We start from the raw sequence: 13,728 nt of genomic DNA, 5'->3' as shown, positions 1-13,728 counted from the left end.
GGCTTGCTCGCTCTCACATAAAGCCAAATCGCAGACACAAAAAACCCCGGTCTTTCGACCAGGGTCTTTGCTATCGGATCAAAGCAGCTTAACGCTTGCTTTGCGCTCCAAGGCGTTCAGTGGGCCTTGAAGCAGATATGGCGCAGCGGACGGGACTCGAACCCGCGACCCCCGGCGTGACAGGCCGGTATTCTAACCGACTGAACTACCGCTGCGTATCGCTTGACCAGTTGAGACTAAACCCTCAACCGTCTTTAAACATCTGACTGATCAGCCTAAGCGTTTCAATCTCAAACCCGACAAGCCGGATCTGGAAAATATGGCGCAGCGGACGGGACTCGAACCCGCGACCCCCGGCGTGACAGGCCGGTATTCTAACCGACTGAACTACCGCTGCGCGTCGGTGCAACCTTTAACGTTGCGTCTTGCCCTAAGGCAAAACTCTCAAGAAGTGGTGGGTGATGACGGGATCGAACCGCCGACCCTCTGCTTGTAAGGCAGATGCTCTCCCAGCTGAGCTAATCACCCTTTGCTTCGTTGAGGCCGCGAAATTTACGCAGGTAGCGGACCTAAGTCAATAGCCTGCTTGAAGTTTTTCTGAAAAAGACAAAATTGCTTCAAAGACGTCTACCCGCCCTACTCGCTGTAAATCATCTTCTTGCTCATGCCGCCGTCGACCACAAACTCTTGCCCGGTGACAAACCCGGCCTGACGCGACAGCAGCCACGCCACCATCGCCGCCACGTCCTCTACCGTGCCCACCCTGCCCGCCGGATGCTGGGCATGATCGGCGTCAGTCAAGGGCTCGGCACGCCGCGCCGCAGGATCACGCGCATCGATCCAGCCAGGGCTGACGGCATTGACCCGGACCTCCGGCCCAAGACTCATGGCCAGCGCGTGAGTCAGGGCCAGCAGCCCGCCCTTGCTCGCCGCGTACGCCTCGGTGTCGGGCTCCGATTGACGCGCGCGGGTCGAGGCCAGGTTGACGATCGCACCGCCATGGGCACGCAGGTACGGCGCACAGTGCTTGGCCAGCAACATCGGCCCACTGAGGTTCACCGCCAGCACGCGGTTCCAGTACGCCAGGTCGAGGCTTTCGAGGGTGATATTGCGCGGGTCGGCTACCGCGGCGTTGCACACCAATGCGTCCAGGCGACCAAACTGGCCCAGCACTTCGGCAACGCCCTGGGCGACCTGCTTCTCGTCTGCCACGTCCATGGTGATAAACCAAGCGTTGTCACCCAACACCTTGGAGACCTTGGAGCCGCGCTCGCGGTCCAGGTCGGTCAACACCACCTGCCAGCCTTCGCTGATCAGCCATGCCGCGATCCCGAGGCCAATGCCTCGGGCGGCGCCCGTCACCAGCGCAACACGGCCGTTACCGGCCGCTGCTGTTTCCATGGACCACTCGATCACAAGGCAGCCAGCCCGCGAGCCAGGTCAGCTTGCAGGTCGGCTACGTCTTCCAGGCCCACCGCAATGCGGATCAGGCTGTCACGGATGCCGGCCGCTTCACGTTCCTGTGGCGCCAGGCGCCCGTGGGAGGTGGTGCTCGGGTGGGTGATGGTGGTTTTGCTGTCACCCAGGTTGGCCGTGATGGAGATCAGGCGCGTCGCATCGATAAAGCGCCAGGCGCCGTCTTTGCCGCCTTTTACCTCAAAGCTCACCACCGCGCCGAAACCACGCTGCTGGCGCTGGGCCAATGCGTGTTGCGGGTGGCTCTTGAGACCGGCGTAATGGACTTTCTCGATACCGTCCTGTTGCTCCAACCACTCGGCCAAGGCCTGGGCATTCGCGCAATGGGCCTTCATCCGCAGGCTGAGGGTTTCCAGACCTTTGAGGAAGATCCACGCGTTGAACGGACTCAGGGTTGGGCCGGCGGTGCGCAAGAAGCCCACCACCTCCTTCATCTGCTCGCTGCGGCCGGCGACTACGCCGCCCATGCAACGGCCCTGGCCGTCGATGAACTTGGTGGCCGAGTGCACAACGATATCCGCGCCCAGCTTCAGCGGCTGTTGCAGTGCTGGCGTGCAGAAGCAGTTGTCGACCACCAGCATCGCGCCCTTGGCGTGGGCCACTTCGGACAACGCGGCGATATCCACCAACTCGGCGAGCGGGTTGGACGGCGACTCGACGAACAGCAACTTGGTGTTGGTCTTGATTGCCGCATCCCAGCCGGACAGGTCGGCCAGGGGCACATAGTCCACTTCGATACCGAAGCGCTTGAAGTACTTCTCGAACAGGCTGATGGTGGAGCCGAACACACTGCGCGACACCAGCACATGGTCGCCAGCGCTGCACAGGCTCATCACCACCGCCAGGATCGCCGCCATGCCGGTCGCCGTGGCCACCGCTTGCTCAGCGCCTTCCAGGGCCGCGATACGCTCTTCGAACGCACGCACGGTCGGGTTGGTGTAACGCGAATAGACGTTGCCCGGCACCTCACCGGCAAAGCGCGCGGCCGCGTCAGCGGCGGTACGGAATACATAGCTGGAGGTGAAGAACATCGGATCACCGTGCTCACCTTCCGGGGTGCGGTGCTGACCGGCGCGCACAGCCAGGGTATCGAAAGCTACGCCATCGAGGTCGCTGTCCAACCGACCGGCATCCCATTCCTGACTCATGCTGCGACTCCTTACTCAATACTCTGTTTAAGATACAAAACCGGCCCCTCAGGGCCGGTGTCTACTCAGTTGTTGTACAGATCGATGATCGCGCTGACCGCCTGGGTCTTGATCTTCGACGAATCGTTACGCGCCTGCTCGATCTTGTTCAAGTAGGCCTCGTCGACATCACCGGTCACGTACTTGCCGTCGAACACGGCGCAGTCAAACTCGGCGATCTTGATCTTGCCACCACCGACCGCTTCGATCAGGTCCGGCAGGTCCTGATAGATCAGCCAGTCGGCACCGATCAGGTCGGCCACGTCCTGGGTCGAACGGTTGTGAGCGATCAGCTCGTGGGCGCTTGGCATGTCGATACCGTACACGTTCGGGTAACGCACAGCAGGTGCGGCGGAACAGAAGTACACGTTCTTCGCGCCGGCTTCGCGGGCCATCTGGATGATCTGCTTGCAGGTGGTGCCGCGCACGATGGAGTCATCCACCAGCATCACGTTCTTGCCGCGGAACTCCAGCTCAATGGCGTTGAGCTTCTGGCGTACAGACTTCTTGCGCGCCGCCTGGCCAGGCATGATGAAGGTACGGCCGATGTAACGGTTCTTGACGAAGCCTTCGCGGAACTTGACGCCCAAGTGGTTGGCCAACTCCAGCGCAGCGGTACGGCTGGTGTCCGGGATCGGGATTACCACGTCGATATCGTGCTCAGGACGCTCGCGCAGGATCTTCTCGGCCAGCTTCTCGCCCATGCGCAGGCGCGCCTTGTACACCGAAACACCGTCGATGATCGAGTCCGGACGCGCCAGGTAGACGTGTTCGAAGATGCATGGCGTGAGTTTCGGCGCAATCGCGCACTGACGGGTGTGCAGCTTGCCGTCTTCGGTGATGTACACCGCTTCACCCGGTGCGAGGTCGCGGATCAGGGTAAAGCCCAGCACGTCCAGGGACACGCTTTCGGAGGCGATCATGTACTCGACGCCTTCGTCGGTGTGACGCTGGCCGAACACGATCGGGCGGATGCCGTGCGGGTCACGGAAACCGACGATGCCGTAACCCGTGATCATTGCCACCACGGCGTAACCGCCGACGCAACGGTTGTGCACGTCGGTCACGGCGGCAAACACGTCTTCTTCGGTCGGCTGCAGCTTGCCGCGCTGGGCCAGCTCGTGGGCGAACACGTTGAGCAGCACTTCCGAGTCGGAATTGGTGTTGACGTGGCGCAGGTCAGATTCGTAAATCTCCTTGGCCAGCTGTTCAACGTTGGTCAGGTTACCGTTGTGCGCCAGGGTGATGCCATAAGGCGAGTTGACGTAAAACGGTTGAGCTTCGGCCGAGGTCGAGCTACCGGCAGTCGGGTAACGCACATGGCCAATGCCCATGTGCCCGACGAGGCGCTGCATGTGACGCTGATGGAACACGTCACGCACCAGGCCATTGTCCTTGCGCAGGAATAACCGGCCGTCGTGGCTGGTCACAATACCGGCAGCGTCCTGGCCGCGGTGCTGGAGGACGGTTAGCGCGTCATACAGCGCCTGATTGACGTTCGACTTACCGACGATACCGACGATGCCACACATGCGACGCAACCCCTACTTAATGAATCTTGACTGAACACTGCTTACTGAGGCGTTTTGGCCGGCAAGAGGTGTTCCTTGAACGGAAGATCAGCGGGTACGCTGATTCCGCTGGCCAGCCACTGACTGCTCCACCCCAATATGAGGTTCTTGGACCAGTCTGCAACCAATAGAAATTTTGGCACGAGTACCGACTCTTGCCACCATGCATCCTGCTGTACCGGCCCCAGGCTCAACAGCCCGACCGCCACAACCACCAGCAAGCCGCCACGTGCGGCGCCGAAGGCCATGCCGAGGAATCGATCGGTCCCGGAGAGGCCGGTAACACGTATCAACTCGCCAATAAGATAATTGACCATTGCCCCCACCAACAGCGTGGCGATGAACATGATGGCGCAGCCCGCGATGACGCGAGCCGAAGGTGTTTCGATGTACCCGGCCAGGTAAACCGACAGTGAACCACCGAACATCCAGGCTACGACTCCTGCGATGATCCAGGTCAGCAACGACAGTGCTTCTTTTACGAAGCCGCGGCTTAGACTGATCAAAGCGGAGATGGCGACGATTGCAACGATCGCCCAGTCAACCCAGGTAAATGGCACAGTGCAGCCTACGGACGGATAAGGCGGCGCATTTTAGCAGAGCGCTGGGCTGTCGGTAAGCTGTGATTGTGGGTGCTTTGCAAATCAATGGGTTGTGGCAACCAAACCCCATTTATAACCACCACAAAACCAATGTGGGAGTCGGGCTTGTGTGGGAGTTCCCACACAAGCCCGACTCCCACACAAGCCAGCTCCAACACTTGGAGCGCATTACCAATCAGAAATCAGCCACGCTCCGGCTGGAACCGCACCACAAACCCATTCAGGTTCTGCTGGCGCCCCAGCAGGTCACGCAAGCGATCCGCCTCGGCGCGCTCGATCAGCGGCCCGATAAATACGCGATTCTTGCCGTCAGCACTGCGGATATAAGCGTTATAACCCTGGGCACGCAGCTTTTTCTGCAAGGCATCGGCACTTTCGCGATTGGCCAGGCTGGCAAGCTGGATCGACCAACTGATCGGCAGGCCATTCGGGTCGATACGGCTTTGACCCACATCCGGCTTGCCCGGCGCGGCAGGTTGCGGCGCTACCGGCTTGGGCGCAGGGGCTGGCGCTGCAGGCTTGGCAGCCGCCACCGGGGCCGCTGGAGCGGGCGCTGGCTTGACCACCGGCACACTTTGCTGCACCGGCGCTGCCGGTGCCTGCTGCGCAGCCACTTCGTCATCGCTCGGCACAGGCTCTTCAGGCAGCGCCTGCGGTTCAGGCACCACCACCGGCTCTACCTGAACCTGCGGCATCGTTGGCGCTTGTGGCGCCGACGGCGCCTCGACCACTACCTGGCGCTGCTCGTCCTGGCGCGAAAACAGCATCGGCAGAAAAATCACCGCCAATGCCACCAACACCAGAGCTCCGACCATTCGCTGCTTGTATGCGCTATCCAGTAATGCCATGTGCAGCTTCCTCCGTGGAGCGCCGGGCCAACCACTCTAGCGCCTCGGCAACACAATAAAATGATCCGAACAACAGAATCTCGTCCTCGGCCGTCGCCACCGCGCATTGCGCTTCAAGCGCGGCGGTGACGCTTGCATACGACGCCACCGGCGCGCCAAGGTTCTGCAAGGCCACTTGCAGTTCGGCTGCCGGGCGACTGCGCGGCGTGTCCAGCGGCGCTACTGCCCAAGCCTGGACATTGCCCAGTAACGGCGCAACCACACCGTCCAGGTCCTTGTCAGCCAACAACCCGAACACCGCCAGGCGCCGACCGGCAGGCGGTGTGCGCGACAGGCGCTGCGCCAGGTATTCGGCGGCATGGGGGTTATGCCCCACGTCCAGCAACAGGTTAAGGCGCTTACCGTGCCACTCGAAGGTGCGGCGATCCAGGCGTCCCACCACACGGGTAGCCAGCAACGTGGAAGCAATTTGCTCGGGATTCCACGGCAGATCCATCAACAGGTAGGCTTGCAGCGCCAGCGCGGCGTTTTCCATCGGCAGGTTCAGCAGCGGCAAATCCCGCAGCTCCACCACCTGGGCGCGCGCATCACGCCCACGCCACTGCCAATGCTGGTCGCCAATCTCGAGATTGAATTCGCGGCCGCGCAGGTAAAACGGGCAATCCAGCTCGCGCACTTTGTCCAGCAACGGCTGCGGCGGGTCCAGGTCACCACACAGCGCCGGCTTGCCCTGGCGGAAGATCCCGGCCTTTTCATAAGAGACGGACTCGCGGGTGTTGCCCAGATAGTCCGCATGGTCAACGCCGATACTGGTCACCAGCGCAATATCGGCATCCACCACGTTGACGGTGTCCAGACGCCCGCCGAGCCCGACTTCCAGCACGACCACATCCAACTGCGCACGCTCGAACAGCCAGAACGCTGCCAAGGTGCCCATTTCGAAGTAAGTGAGGGAAATTTCGCCGCGCCCGACATCCAGCGCGGCGAAGGCTTCGCAGAGCTGCGCGTCAGTGGCCTCGACGCCATTGAGCTGCACCCGCTCGTTATAACGCAGCAGGTGCGGAGAATTGTAGACGCCAACTTTAAGCCCTTGGGCTTGCAGCAGCGCCGCGACAAAGGCACAGGTAGAGCCTTTGCCGTTGGTGCCGGTCACCGTGATCACACGCGGCGCCGGCCGGCCCAACCCAAGGCGGGCCGCTACCTGTTGCGAGCGCTCCAGGCCCATGTCGATGGCTGACGGATGCAACTGCTCAAGGTAGGCGAGCCATTCGCCCAGGGTACGTTGGGTCATAGGTTTGCTGGCACCGGTGGCACGACAATCGGTTCGATTTTAGGCGCGACGTACACAGGCGTCGGCAGGCCCATCATTTGCGCCAGCAGGTTACCCAGGCGTGGACGCAGCTCACCGCGCGGGATGATCAGGTCGATGGCACCGTGCTCCAGCAGGAACTCGCTACGCTGGAAGCCTTCCGGCAGTTTTTCACGCACGGTCTGCTCGATCACGCGTGGGCCGGCAAAGCCGATCAGCGCTTTGGGTTCGCCGACGATCACGTCACCCAGCATTGCCAGGCTGGCGGAAACGCCGCCGTAGACGGGGTCGGTCAGTACCGAGATGAACGGGATGCCTTCTTCACGCAGACGCGCCAGTACCGCAGAGGTCTTGGCCATTTGCATCAGGGAGATCAGCGCTTCCTGCATACGCGCACCACCGGAGGCGGCGAAGCAGATCATCGGGCAACGGTTTTCCAGCGCATAGTTGGCAGCACGCACAAAACGCTCACCGACGATGGCACCCATGGAGCCGCCCATAAAGGAGAACTCGAACGCGGACACTACCACCGGCATGCCCAGCAGCTTGCCGCTGACCGAAATCAGCGCGTCTTTTTCGCCGGTCTGCTTCTGCGCAGCGGTCAGGCGGTCCTTGTACTTCTTGCCGTCGCGGAACTTGAGACGGTCAACCGGCTCCAGGTCTGCGCCCAGCTCGTTACGGCCGTCGGCGTCCAGGAAGATGTCGATGCGTGCGCGGGCGCCGATACGCATGTGATGGTTGCACTTGGGGCAAACGTCCAGGGTCTTTTCCAGCTCCGGGCGGTACAGCACCGCGTCGCAGGATGGGCACTTGTGCCACAGACCTTCAGGAACCGAGCTTTTTTTCACCTCGGAACGCATGATCGAAGGGATCAGTTTGTCTACTAACCAGTTGCTCATGCTTTCTTTCTCCAGTACCGGTGGCTTGAACACAGCCCCGCGTATGCCCTTGAGCTAAATTCATATGTGGCGATGACACAGACTGGACGGGGTCAGACGTTCGACCGGCCATTTCCCGCCTGTATCCTCAGCCTTCCAGACAACCTGCCAACGCAGGGTTGCCACTTCATTTCCGGGCCTCCCGCAGGCGGCGCCGGTGCTGTTTTACACAGTGGTAGTTATGGACGGCGGCAGACTGCCAGCCGTCACATCGCGCCACTGCTGTTGCGCACGGCTTGCATGAATGCGCGAATCTTGTGGGAATCCTTGATGCCCTTGGCCTGCTCCACTCCGCCGCTGACGTCCACGGCATAAGGCCGGACCTGCTCGATGGCCGCCGCGACATTCGCGGGGTTAAGCCCACCGGCGAGGATAATCGGCTTGCTCAAGCCTTCGGGAATCAGCGTCCAGTCGAACGCCTCACCCGTGCCACCGGGCACGCCTTCTACATAGGTATCCAACAGAACGCCGCGAGCGCCAGTATAGGCGGCGCATGCAGCAGCGATGTCATCCCCGGCCTTGACGCGTAGCGCCTTGATATACGGGCGCTGGTAGCTGTCGCACTCATCGGGGCTTTCGTCGCCATGAAATTGCAGCATATCCAGCGGCACGGCATCCAGGGTTTCGTTGAGTTCACAACGGCTGGCGTTGACGAACAGCCCCACGGTGGTCACGAATGGCGGCAGCGCAGCGATGATTGCCCGCGCCTGCAACACATTCACCGCCCGCGGGCTCTTGGCATAGAACACGAAACCGATGGCATCCGCCCCCGCTTCGACTGCCGCCAGCGCGTCTTCTATGCGGGTAATCCCGCAAATCTTGCTGCGAACGGCTGGCATGGCGTAGAAACCTCAGGGGTTGGGCCGAGAAAGTCCCGGATGGTAACAAAAGCGCTTGCAGGCGTCAGCCGTCAAGTTCGCTGAAACCTGTGAGGAAATGTGGACCGATAAAGCGTTGCGGCAATTCAAACTCGTCGCGGTACTCCACATCCACCAGGTACAGGCCGAACGGGTGTGCCGTGACGCCGCCGGTGCGGCGAACGCGACTTTCCAGCACCTCCCGCGCCCACTCCACCGGCCGCTCGCCAGTGCCAATGGTCATCAGCACGCCCGCGATGTTACGCACCATATGGTGCAGGAAGGCCCCGGCGCGGATATCCAGCACGATCATCTTGCCGTGACGGGTCACGCGCAGGTGATGGACTTCCTTGATTGGCGACTTGGCCTGGCATTGCCCCGCACGGAAGGCGCTGAAATCATGCACGCCAACCAGATGCTGGGCGGCCTCGGCCATGCGTTCGGCATCCAGCGGGCGGTGGTTCCAGGTAATTTCCTGGTTCAGGTGCGCCGGGCGAATCTGATCGTTGTAGATCACATAGCGGTAGCGCCGGGCGATAGCCTTGAAGCGCGCATGAAAGTGCGCAGGCATGACCTTGGCCCAGGTCACGCTGACGTCATGGGGCAAATTGATATTAGCGCCCATCACCCAGGCTTTCAGCGTGCGCTCGGCCTGGGTGTCAAAGTGCACCACCTGGCCACAGGCATGCACACCGGCATCGGTACGCCCGGCACACATCAGCGACACCGGCGAATCCGCCACCTTCGACAACGCGTTTTCGAGAGTTTCCTGCACGGTCAGCACACCTGAAGCCTGGCGCTGCCAGCCGCGATATCGCGAGCCTTTGTATTCCACGCCCAAGGCGATGCGGTTAAAGCCTGCGGCCGCCATTTCGGCGGCCGCGTTATCTATATTTGCCAAGAACTGAGAGCCCGATGAGTTGCGCGAAGGCGTGCATTATAAAGGCGCTGGAGGTATGAGGGGCGCTTTTGTTGTGTGGGAGCTGGCTTGCCTGCGATGGCATCGACCTGGTTTCAACAGTACACCGAGGTGCCTGCATCGCAGGCAAGCCAGCTCCCACACAAGCCCGCTCCCACAAGGGTTTTGTATCAATTGTTAGATTTTGCCGAGCATTTCCTTGGCTTCACCGCGCTGTTCTTCACTGCCCTCGGTCAGCACTTCACTCAGAATGTCCCTTGCGCCGTCCGAATCGCCCATGTCGATGTAGGCCTGGGCCAAGTCCAGCTTGGTGGCGACTTCATCGGCGCCGGAAAGGAAGTCGAACTCTGGATCATCAGCACCCAACGCCGCATCTTCGGCAGTGAACGAAGGCTCGATCGGCGGATGCTCAAGACTCTGGGACAGGCGATCGAGTTCTGCGTTGACGTCATCGAGCTCCGAGGCGAATGCATCGGGCTTGGCAGCGGCCGGGGCTTGTGGCTCATCGGCCAGGGACAGGTCGAAATCTTCCGGCAGGTCAAAATCGTCCAGCGCAGTGGGTGCCAAGGTCGGCGGCTCGACAGCCGGCAGGTCCTTCATTTGATCTTCCAGACCCGACAGGAAGTCATCATCGGCCTGCGAAGACGGCGCCTCGAGCTGCAAATCCAGATCGAAATCCGACAGATCATCCGGGCTGGCCTTGGCTTCAGTCTGCTGTTGCAGCAGCGACTCAAAGCTCGGTTCGTCTTTCGGGCTGACTACGGCAGGTGACGCCGCTTCCAGGTCATCCAGGCTGAGGTCGAAATCGGTGTCGAAGGCGTCAGGTTCCGGGGCAGGCGCCGCGGGCTTGTCTTCGAGCAAATCCTTGACGTATTGAGCATCCAGGGCTGCCGCCGCCACCGCAGCACTGACACCCGCCGCCAACACGGCCATGGCCGGGAAGCGGTTTTTCAGCTGCTCGACTTGGGCATGGTTTTCACCATTGGCCACAAGTTGACGCTCCTGGGTGACGAAACCGTCCTTGTTGCCTTGCAGGCCATAGACTTCCATCAACTTCAGGCGCAGGTCGCTGCGCTTGGGTTCGCGCTTGATCGCCTGCTCCAGCACATCGGCGGCCTGGTTCAGGTGGCCACGGTCGATATGGGATTGCGCTTGCGCCAGTGCATCACTGGAGTTTTCCGGGGCGACGGCAACCGCCAAAGGTGCCAGTACGGAGGCAACCGAGGGCACCACCACCGGTTCAACCACGGCTGCCGGCGCTGGCGCGGCGGCCAATTTAACGTTCGGCGCTGCCACTTCGAGGCCTTCGAAGCTGTCCGCTGGCAGGTCATGATCCACATTGGGCGTAAAGGCTGGCTCCTCGGCCAGGGCCCGCGCCATGCGCAGGTGCTTTTCCTCTTCGAGGCGCGCATTGCGATGGCGCGCCCACAGCAGCAGAAGCAACAACACCAGCAAGCCAGCCGCGCCGCCGATTACACTGAGGACGACCGGGTTGGTCAGCAGCTCGTTGAACTTGCCTTCGCTGGTGGCAGGCGCCGCTTCTGGCTTGATCGGCTCAGGCGCTGGTGCTGCGGCAACGGGCGCAGCCTCAGCCGGTGCTGGCGTGGCCGCAGGTTCAGCCGCCAATTGAGCGGGCATCGCCGCTGTCGCCTGTGCCGCCGGCTCAGGGTTGCCGGCCTGCAACCTGGCGAGTTGATCGTTTTTCAGTTGAATCAGTTTTTGCAGCTTGTCCAGCTGGCTTTGCAGGTCCGCCGCGCGGCTTTTCAGCTCTTCATTGTCGCGACGGGTAGTGTCCAACTGCTCCTGGGTCATCGCCAGTTTGTCGCTCACCGCACGATTATCACCGGCCTTGCCCTTCGCGCCTTTTTTGGCCGACTCCGCCGACACCAGGCTCAAATTGTCCTTTGCGGTGGTGCTCGACGGTGCATTACCGGCCTGGGAGCGCTTGGTCGCGTCCAGCTGTTGCTTGCCCGCCACTGGGTTACTGGCCGTACGACGGCCTTCGCGCCAGGCCGCATTTTGCGCGGTCACTTCGGCAATCGCCTCGGGCTGCGGCAAGCTGGTGGCTTGCTGGCGGTCCGGCAGGCGCAGGACCTGGCCGGTTTTCAGGCGGTTGATGTTGCCGTCGACAAAGGCGTCGGGGTTAAGCGCCTGGATGGCCAGCATGGTTTGCTGCACCGATGCACCGTTGCGGTTCTTTTCGGCAATTTCCCACAATGTGTCGTGAGAGGTGGTGGTGTGCTGGGCGGATTTGCTGGCGGTCGGCGCCGTGCTGGCTCGCGCAGTACTGGTCGGTGCGCTCAAGCGCGGTGCGGGCGCGCTGGCGGCTGGCGCTGTCGTCGGCTGCTCGAACTTGGCCGGGTCGAGCAACACACTGTAGTCGCGCATCAAGCGGCCATTGGGCCACTGCACCTGCAATAGGAAACGTACGTAGGAATCTGGCAGCGGCTTACTGGAGGTGACACGCACCACACTACGGCCGCTGGGGTTGACCACCGGGGTAAACGTCAGGTCATTGAGAAACGCCTGGCGGTCCACGCCTGCATCGACAAATGCCTGGTCGGAAGCCAGGCTCGGGGTGATCTCGGAGGCCGTGAGGCCGCCCACGTCGAGCAATTCGATTTCCACCGACAACGGCTGGTTCAGCTTCGACTTGAGGGTCATCTCCCCAAGTTGCAGCGCCTGCGCCATACCGGAGGACAGCGCCGAGGCGGCCGCTATTGCTAACACCAGTTTGCGAACTTGAACCATAGCCTCATCCTTTGTCTGAACACTCCCCGGCCTGCGAGAAGGTTGGTAACCGCTGCCATAAGGCATGGCGAGCCGATAGGTTACCGACGCGCTTCTTTACCGCTTGGGACCAAGCATAGCGCCTGGCTAGAATCAATCTACAAATTGCCGCCAAGTATCTTTTACACAAGGCCTTTTATCAACAACTGCGCCAGCTGTACGGCGTTGAGTGCCGCGCCCTTGCGTACGTTATCTGACGTCAGCCACAGATTTAGTTCCGCCGGGTCGTCCACACCCGCACGCACACGGCCGACGTAGACTACGTCCTGGCCGACCGCATCGCCCACAGCCGTGGGGTAATCGCCCTCTTCGACCAGCTCAATGCCCGGCGCTGCCTCCAATGCACGGTTCACCGCTGCCAGGTCGACCGGCGCGCCCAATTGCAGCGACACCGTCAGGCTATCGCCAAAAAACACCGGGGCTTGAACACAGGTTGCAGAAATCTTCAGCAATGGAGTTTCCAGCACGGCGCGCAGCTCGTATACGAGACGTTTCTCCAAAGCTGTATGACCTTTCGCATCTGGCATACCGACTTGCGCCAGTAAGTTGAAGGCCATTTGCCGATCAAAGAACTTGGGCTCCAGCGGGCGCACGTTCAGCAGTTCGGCGGTCTGACGCGCCAACTCGCTGACAGCTTCACGGCCCTGGGCGGATACCGCCAGGTTAGCGGTGACGCTGACACGCTGGATCTCCAACAATTCACGCAGCGGCGCCAGCACCACGGCCAAGTTGGTCGCCGATGGGCTTGGGCTGCTCAGTTGGAAGGGCTTTTTTAAACTGTCCAGGACATGGGCATTGGCTTCCGGCACCACGTGAGGTGCCTGTTCAGCGGGCAAGGCGCCAGACAGGTCGATCACCGCACAGCCAGCAGCGGTGGCGCGCGGGGCGAAGCTCAAGGTAACGGCCGGGCCGGCCGCAAAGAAGGCGAGCTGCGCTTTTTTGAAATCGAACTCGTCGACTTCCTTGACCCGCACGTTCTTGCCGCGAAACGGCACGGACGCGCCGGCCGAATTGCTGCCGGCCAGCAGATAGAGAGTGCCCACCGGAAAATCCAGTTCTTCGAGAATCTGCACCAGGGTTTCACCGACAGTGCCGGTGGCGCCGATCACGGCGATTTCAAAGGTCTGGGTCATGGGGGCTGCCTCGGGCATTGCGGGGGGAGCGGCACTTTACCGGGTGGCTGGGGGTGAGGCAATTAAGCTGGCCTTTGTGGTGAGGCTGATGGCCTCAT

11 protein-coding genes and 3 tRNA genes are annotated in these 13,728 nt (G+C 61.5%); all 14 read right to left on the bottom strand.

Annotation, left to right across the window (positions count from 1 at the left end):
* Window positions 1–138: 138 nt before the first annotated feature.
* The 14 genes from K0H48_RS19515 to K0H48_RS19450 all read right to left on the bottom strand — a co-directional run bounded on the left by K0H48_RS19515 (window position 139) and on the right by K0H48_RS19450 (window position 13,630).
* Window positions 139–215 (bottom strand) — tRNA-Asp (locus K0H48_RS19515).
* A gap of 105 nt (window positions 216–320) precedes the next feature.
* Window positions 321–397: transfer RNA gene (locus K0H48_RS19510), tRNA-Asp, on the bottom strand.
* Window positions 398–452: 55 nt separating this feature from the next.
* Window positions 453–528: transfer RNA gene (locus K0H48_RS19505), tRNA-Val, on the bottom strand.
* Window positions 529–636: 108 nt separating this feature from the next.
* Entirely contained in the window at window positions 637–1,401 is a 765-nt protein-coding gene (locus K0H48_RS19500; protein ID WP_065911790.1) for an SDR family oxidoreductase, read from the bottom strand.
* A gap of 11 nt (window positions 1,402–1,412) precedes the next feature.
* Complete coding sequence (locus K0H48_RS19495; protein WP_219268751.1) at window positions 1,413–2,624, bottom strand: O-succinylhomoserine sulfhydrylase; 1,212 nt, start codon at window positions 2,622–2,624, stop codon at window positions 1,413–1,415.
* 65 nt (window positions 2,625–2,689) lie between these two features.
* Window positions 2,690–4,195 carry an amidophosphoribosyltransferase gene (purF, locus tag K0H48_RS19490; protein ID WP_017138746.1) on the bottom strand — a complete coding sequence of 502 codons (1,506 nt, stop codon included), beginning with the start codon at window positions 4,193–4,195 and terminating at the stop codon, window positions 2,690–2,692.
* Between the two features lie 41 nt (window positions 4,196–4,236).
* On the bottom strand, window positions 4,237–4,794 hold the full coding sequence (locus K0H48_RS19485) for a CvpA family protein (RefSeq protein WP_138814682.1): 558 nt from the start codon (window positions 4,792–4,794) through the stop codon (window positions 4,237–4,239).
* A 224-nt stretch (window positions 4,795–5,018) separates the two neighbouring features.
* Complete coding sequence (locus K0H48_RS19480) at window positions 5,019–5,684, bottom strand: SPOR domain-containing protein (protein ID WP_219268750.1); 666 nt, start codon at window positions 5,682–5,684, stop codon at window positions 5,019–5,021.
* The gene (folC, locus tag K0H48_RS19475) at window positions 5,668–6,975 is read right to left on the bottom strand and encodes a bifunctional tetrahydrofolate synthase/dihydrofolate synthase (RefSeq protein ID WP_219268749.1); all 1,308 of its coding nucleotides are present in this window, start codon (window positions 6,973–6,975) and stop codon (window positions 5,668–5,670) included. Before folC ends, K0H48_RS19480 begins: the two co-directional genes overlap by 17 nt.
* Window positions 6,972–7,892, bottom strand: a complete 921-nt coding sequence (gene accD, locus K0H48_RS19470) for an acetyl-CoA carboxylase, carboxyltransferase subunit beta (protein ID WP_003234319.1) — start codon at window positions 7,890–7,892, stop codon at window positions 6,972–6,974. The genes folC and accD overlap by 4 nt, the downstream gene beginning before the upstream one ends.
* Before the next feature lie 245 nt (window positions 7,893–8,137).
* Window positions 8,138–8,770, bottom strand: a complete 633-nt coding sequence (locus K0H48_RS19465; protein ID WP_219268748.1) for a phosphoribosylanthranilate isomerase — start codon at window positions 8,768–8,770, stop codon at window positions 8,138–8,140.
* Between the two features lie 64 nt (window positions 8,771–8,834).
* Complete coding sequence (gene truA, locus K0H48_RS19460) at window positions 8,835–9,659, bottom strand: tRNA pseudouridine(38-40) synthase TruA (protein WP_026013815.1); 825 nt, start codon at window positions 9,657–9,659, stop codon at window positions 8,835–8,837.
* Between the two features lie 225 nt (window positions 9,660–9,884).
* Entirely contained in the window at window positions 9,885–12,458 is a 2,574-nt protein-coding gene (locus K0H48_RS19455; protein ID WP_219268747.1) for a FimV/HubP family polar landmark protein, read from the bottom strand.
* 161 nt (window positions 12,459–12,619) lie between these two features.
* Entirely contained in the window at window positions 12,620–13,630 is a 1,011-nt protein-coding gene (locus K0H48_RS19450) for an aspartate-semialdehyde dehydrogenase (protein WP_219268746.1), read from the bottom strand.
* Window positions 13,631–13,728 lie beyond the last annotated feature (98 nt).

It is taken from the genome of Pseudomonas sp. Xaverov 259, from assembly GCF_019352915.1.
In the GTDB taxonomy this organism is placed as follows: Bacteria; Pseudomonadota; Gammaproteobacteria; order Pseudomonadales; family Pseudomonadaceae; genus Aquipseudomonas.
This window is presented reverse-complemented; position numbering and strand designations above follow the sequence as displayed.

Excerpts from the sequence above, each read along its gene's own strand:
- accD (WP_003234319.1), bottom strand. The coding sequence starts at position 7,892 with ATGAGCAACTGGTTAGTAGACAAACTGATCCCTTCGATCATGCGTTCC.
- K0H48_RS19455 (WP_219268747.1), bottom strand. The coding sequence starts at position 12,458 with ATGGTTCAAGTTCGCAAACTGGTGTTAGCAATAGCGGCCGCCTCGGCG.
- truA (WP_026013815.1), bottom strand. The coding sequence starts at position 9,659 with ATGGCGGCCGCAGGCTTTAACCGCATCGCCTTGGGCGTGGAATACAAA.
- K0H48_RS19495 (WP_219268751.1), bottom strand. The coding sequence starts at position 2,624 with ATGAGTCAGGAATGGGATGCCGGTCGGTTGGACAGCGACCTCGATGGC.
- purF (WP_017138746.1), bottom strand. The coding sequence starts at position 4,195 with ATGTGTGGCATCGTCGGTATCGTCGGTAAGTCGAACGTCAATCAGGCG.
- K0H48_RS19465 (WP_219268748.1), bottom strand. The coding sequence starts at position 8,770 with ATGCCAGCCGTTCGCAGCAAGATTTGCGGGATTACCCGCATAGAAGAC.
- folC (WP_219268749.1), bottom strand. The coding sequence starts at position 6,975 with ATGACCCAACGTACCCTGGGCGAATGGCTCGCCTACCTTGAGCAGTTG.
- K0H48_RS19450 (WP_219268746.1), bottom strand. The coding sequence starts at position 13,630 with ATGACCCAGACCTTTGAAATCGCCGTGATCGGCGCCACCGGCACTGTC.
- K0H48_RS19480 (WP_219268750.1), bottom strand. The coding sequence starts at position 5,684 with ATGGCATTACTGGATAGCGCATACAAGCAGCGAATGGTCGGAGCTCTG.
- K0H48_RS19500 (WP_065911790.1), bottom strand. The coding sequence starts at position 1,401 with ATGGAAACAGCAGCGGCCGGTAACGGCCGTGTTGCGCTGGTGACGGGC.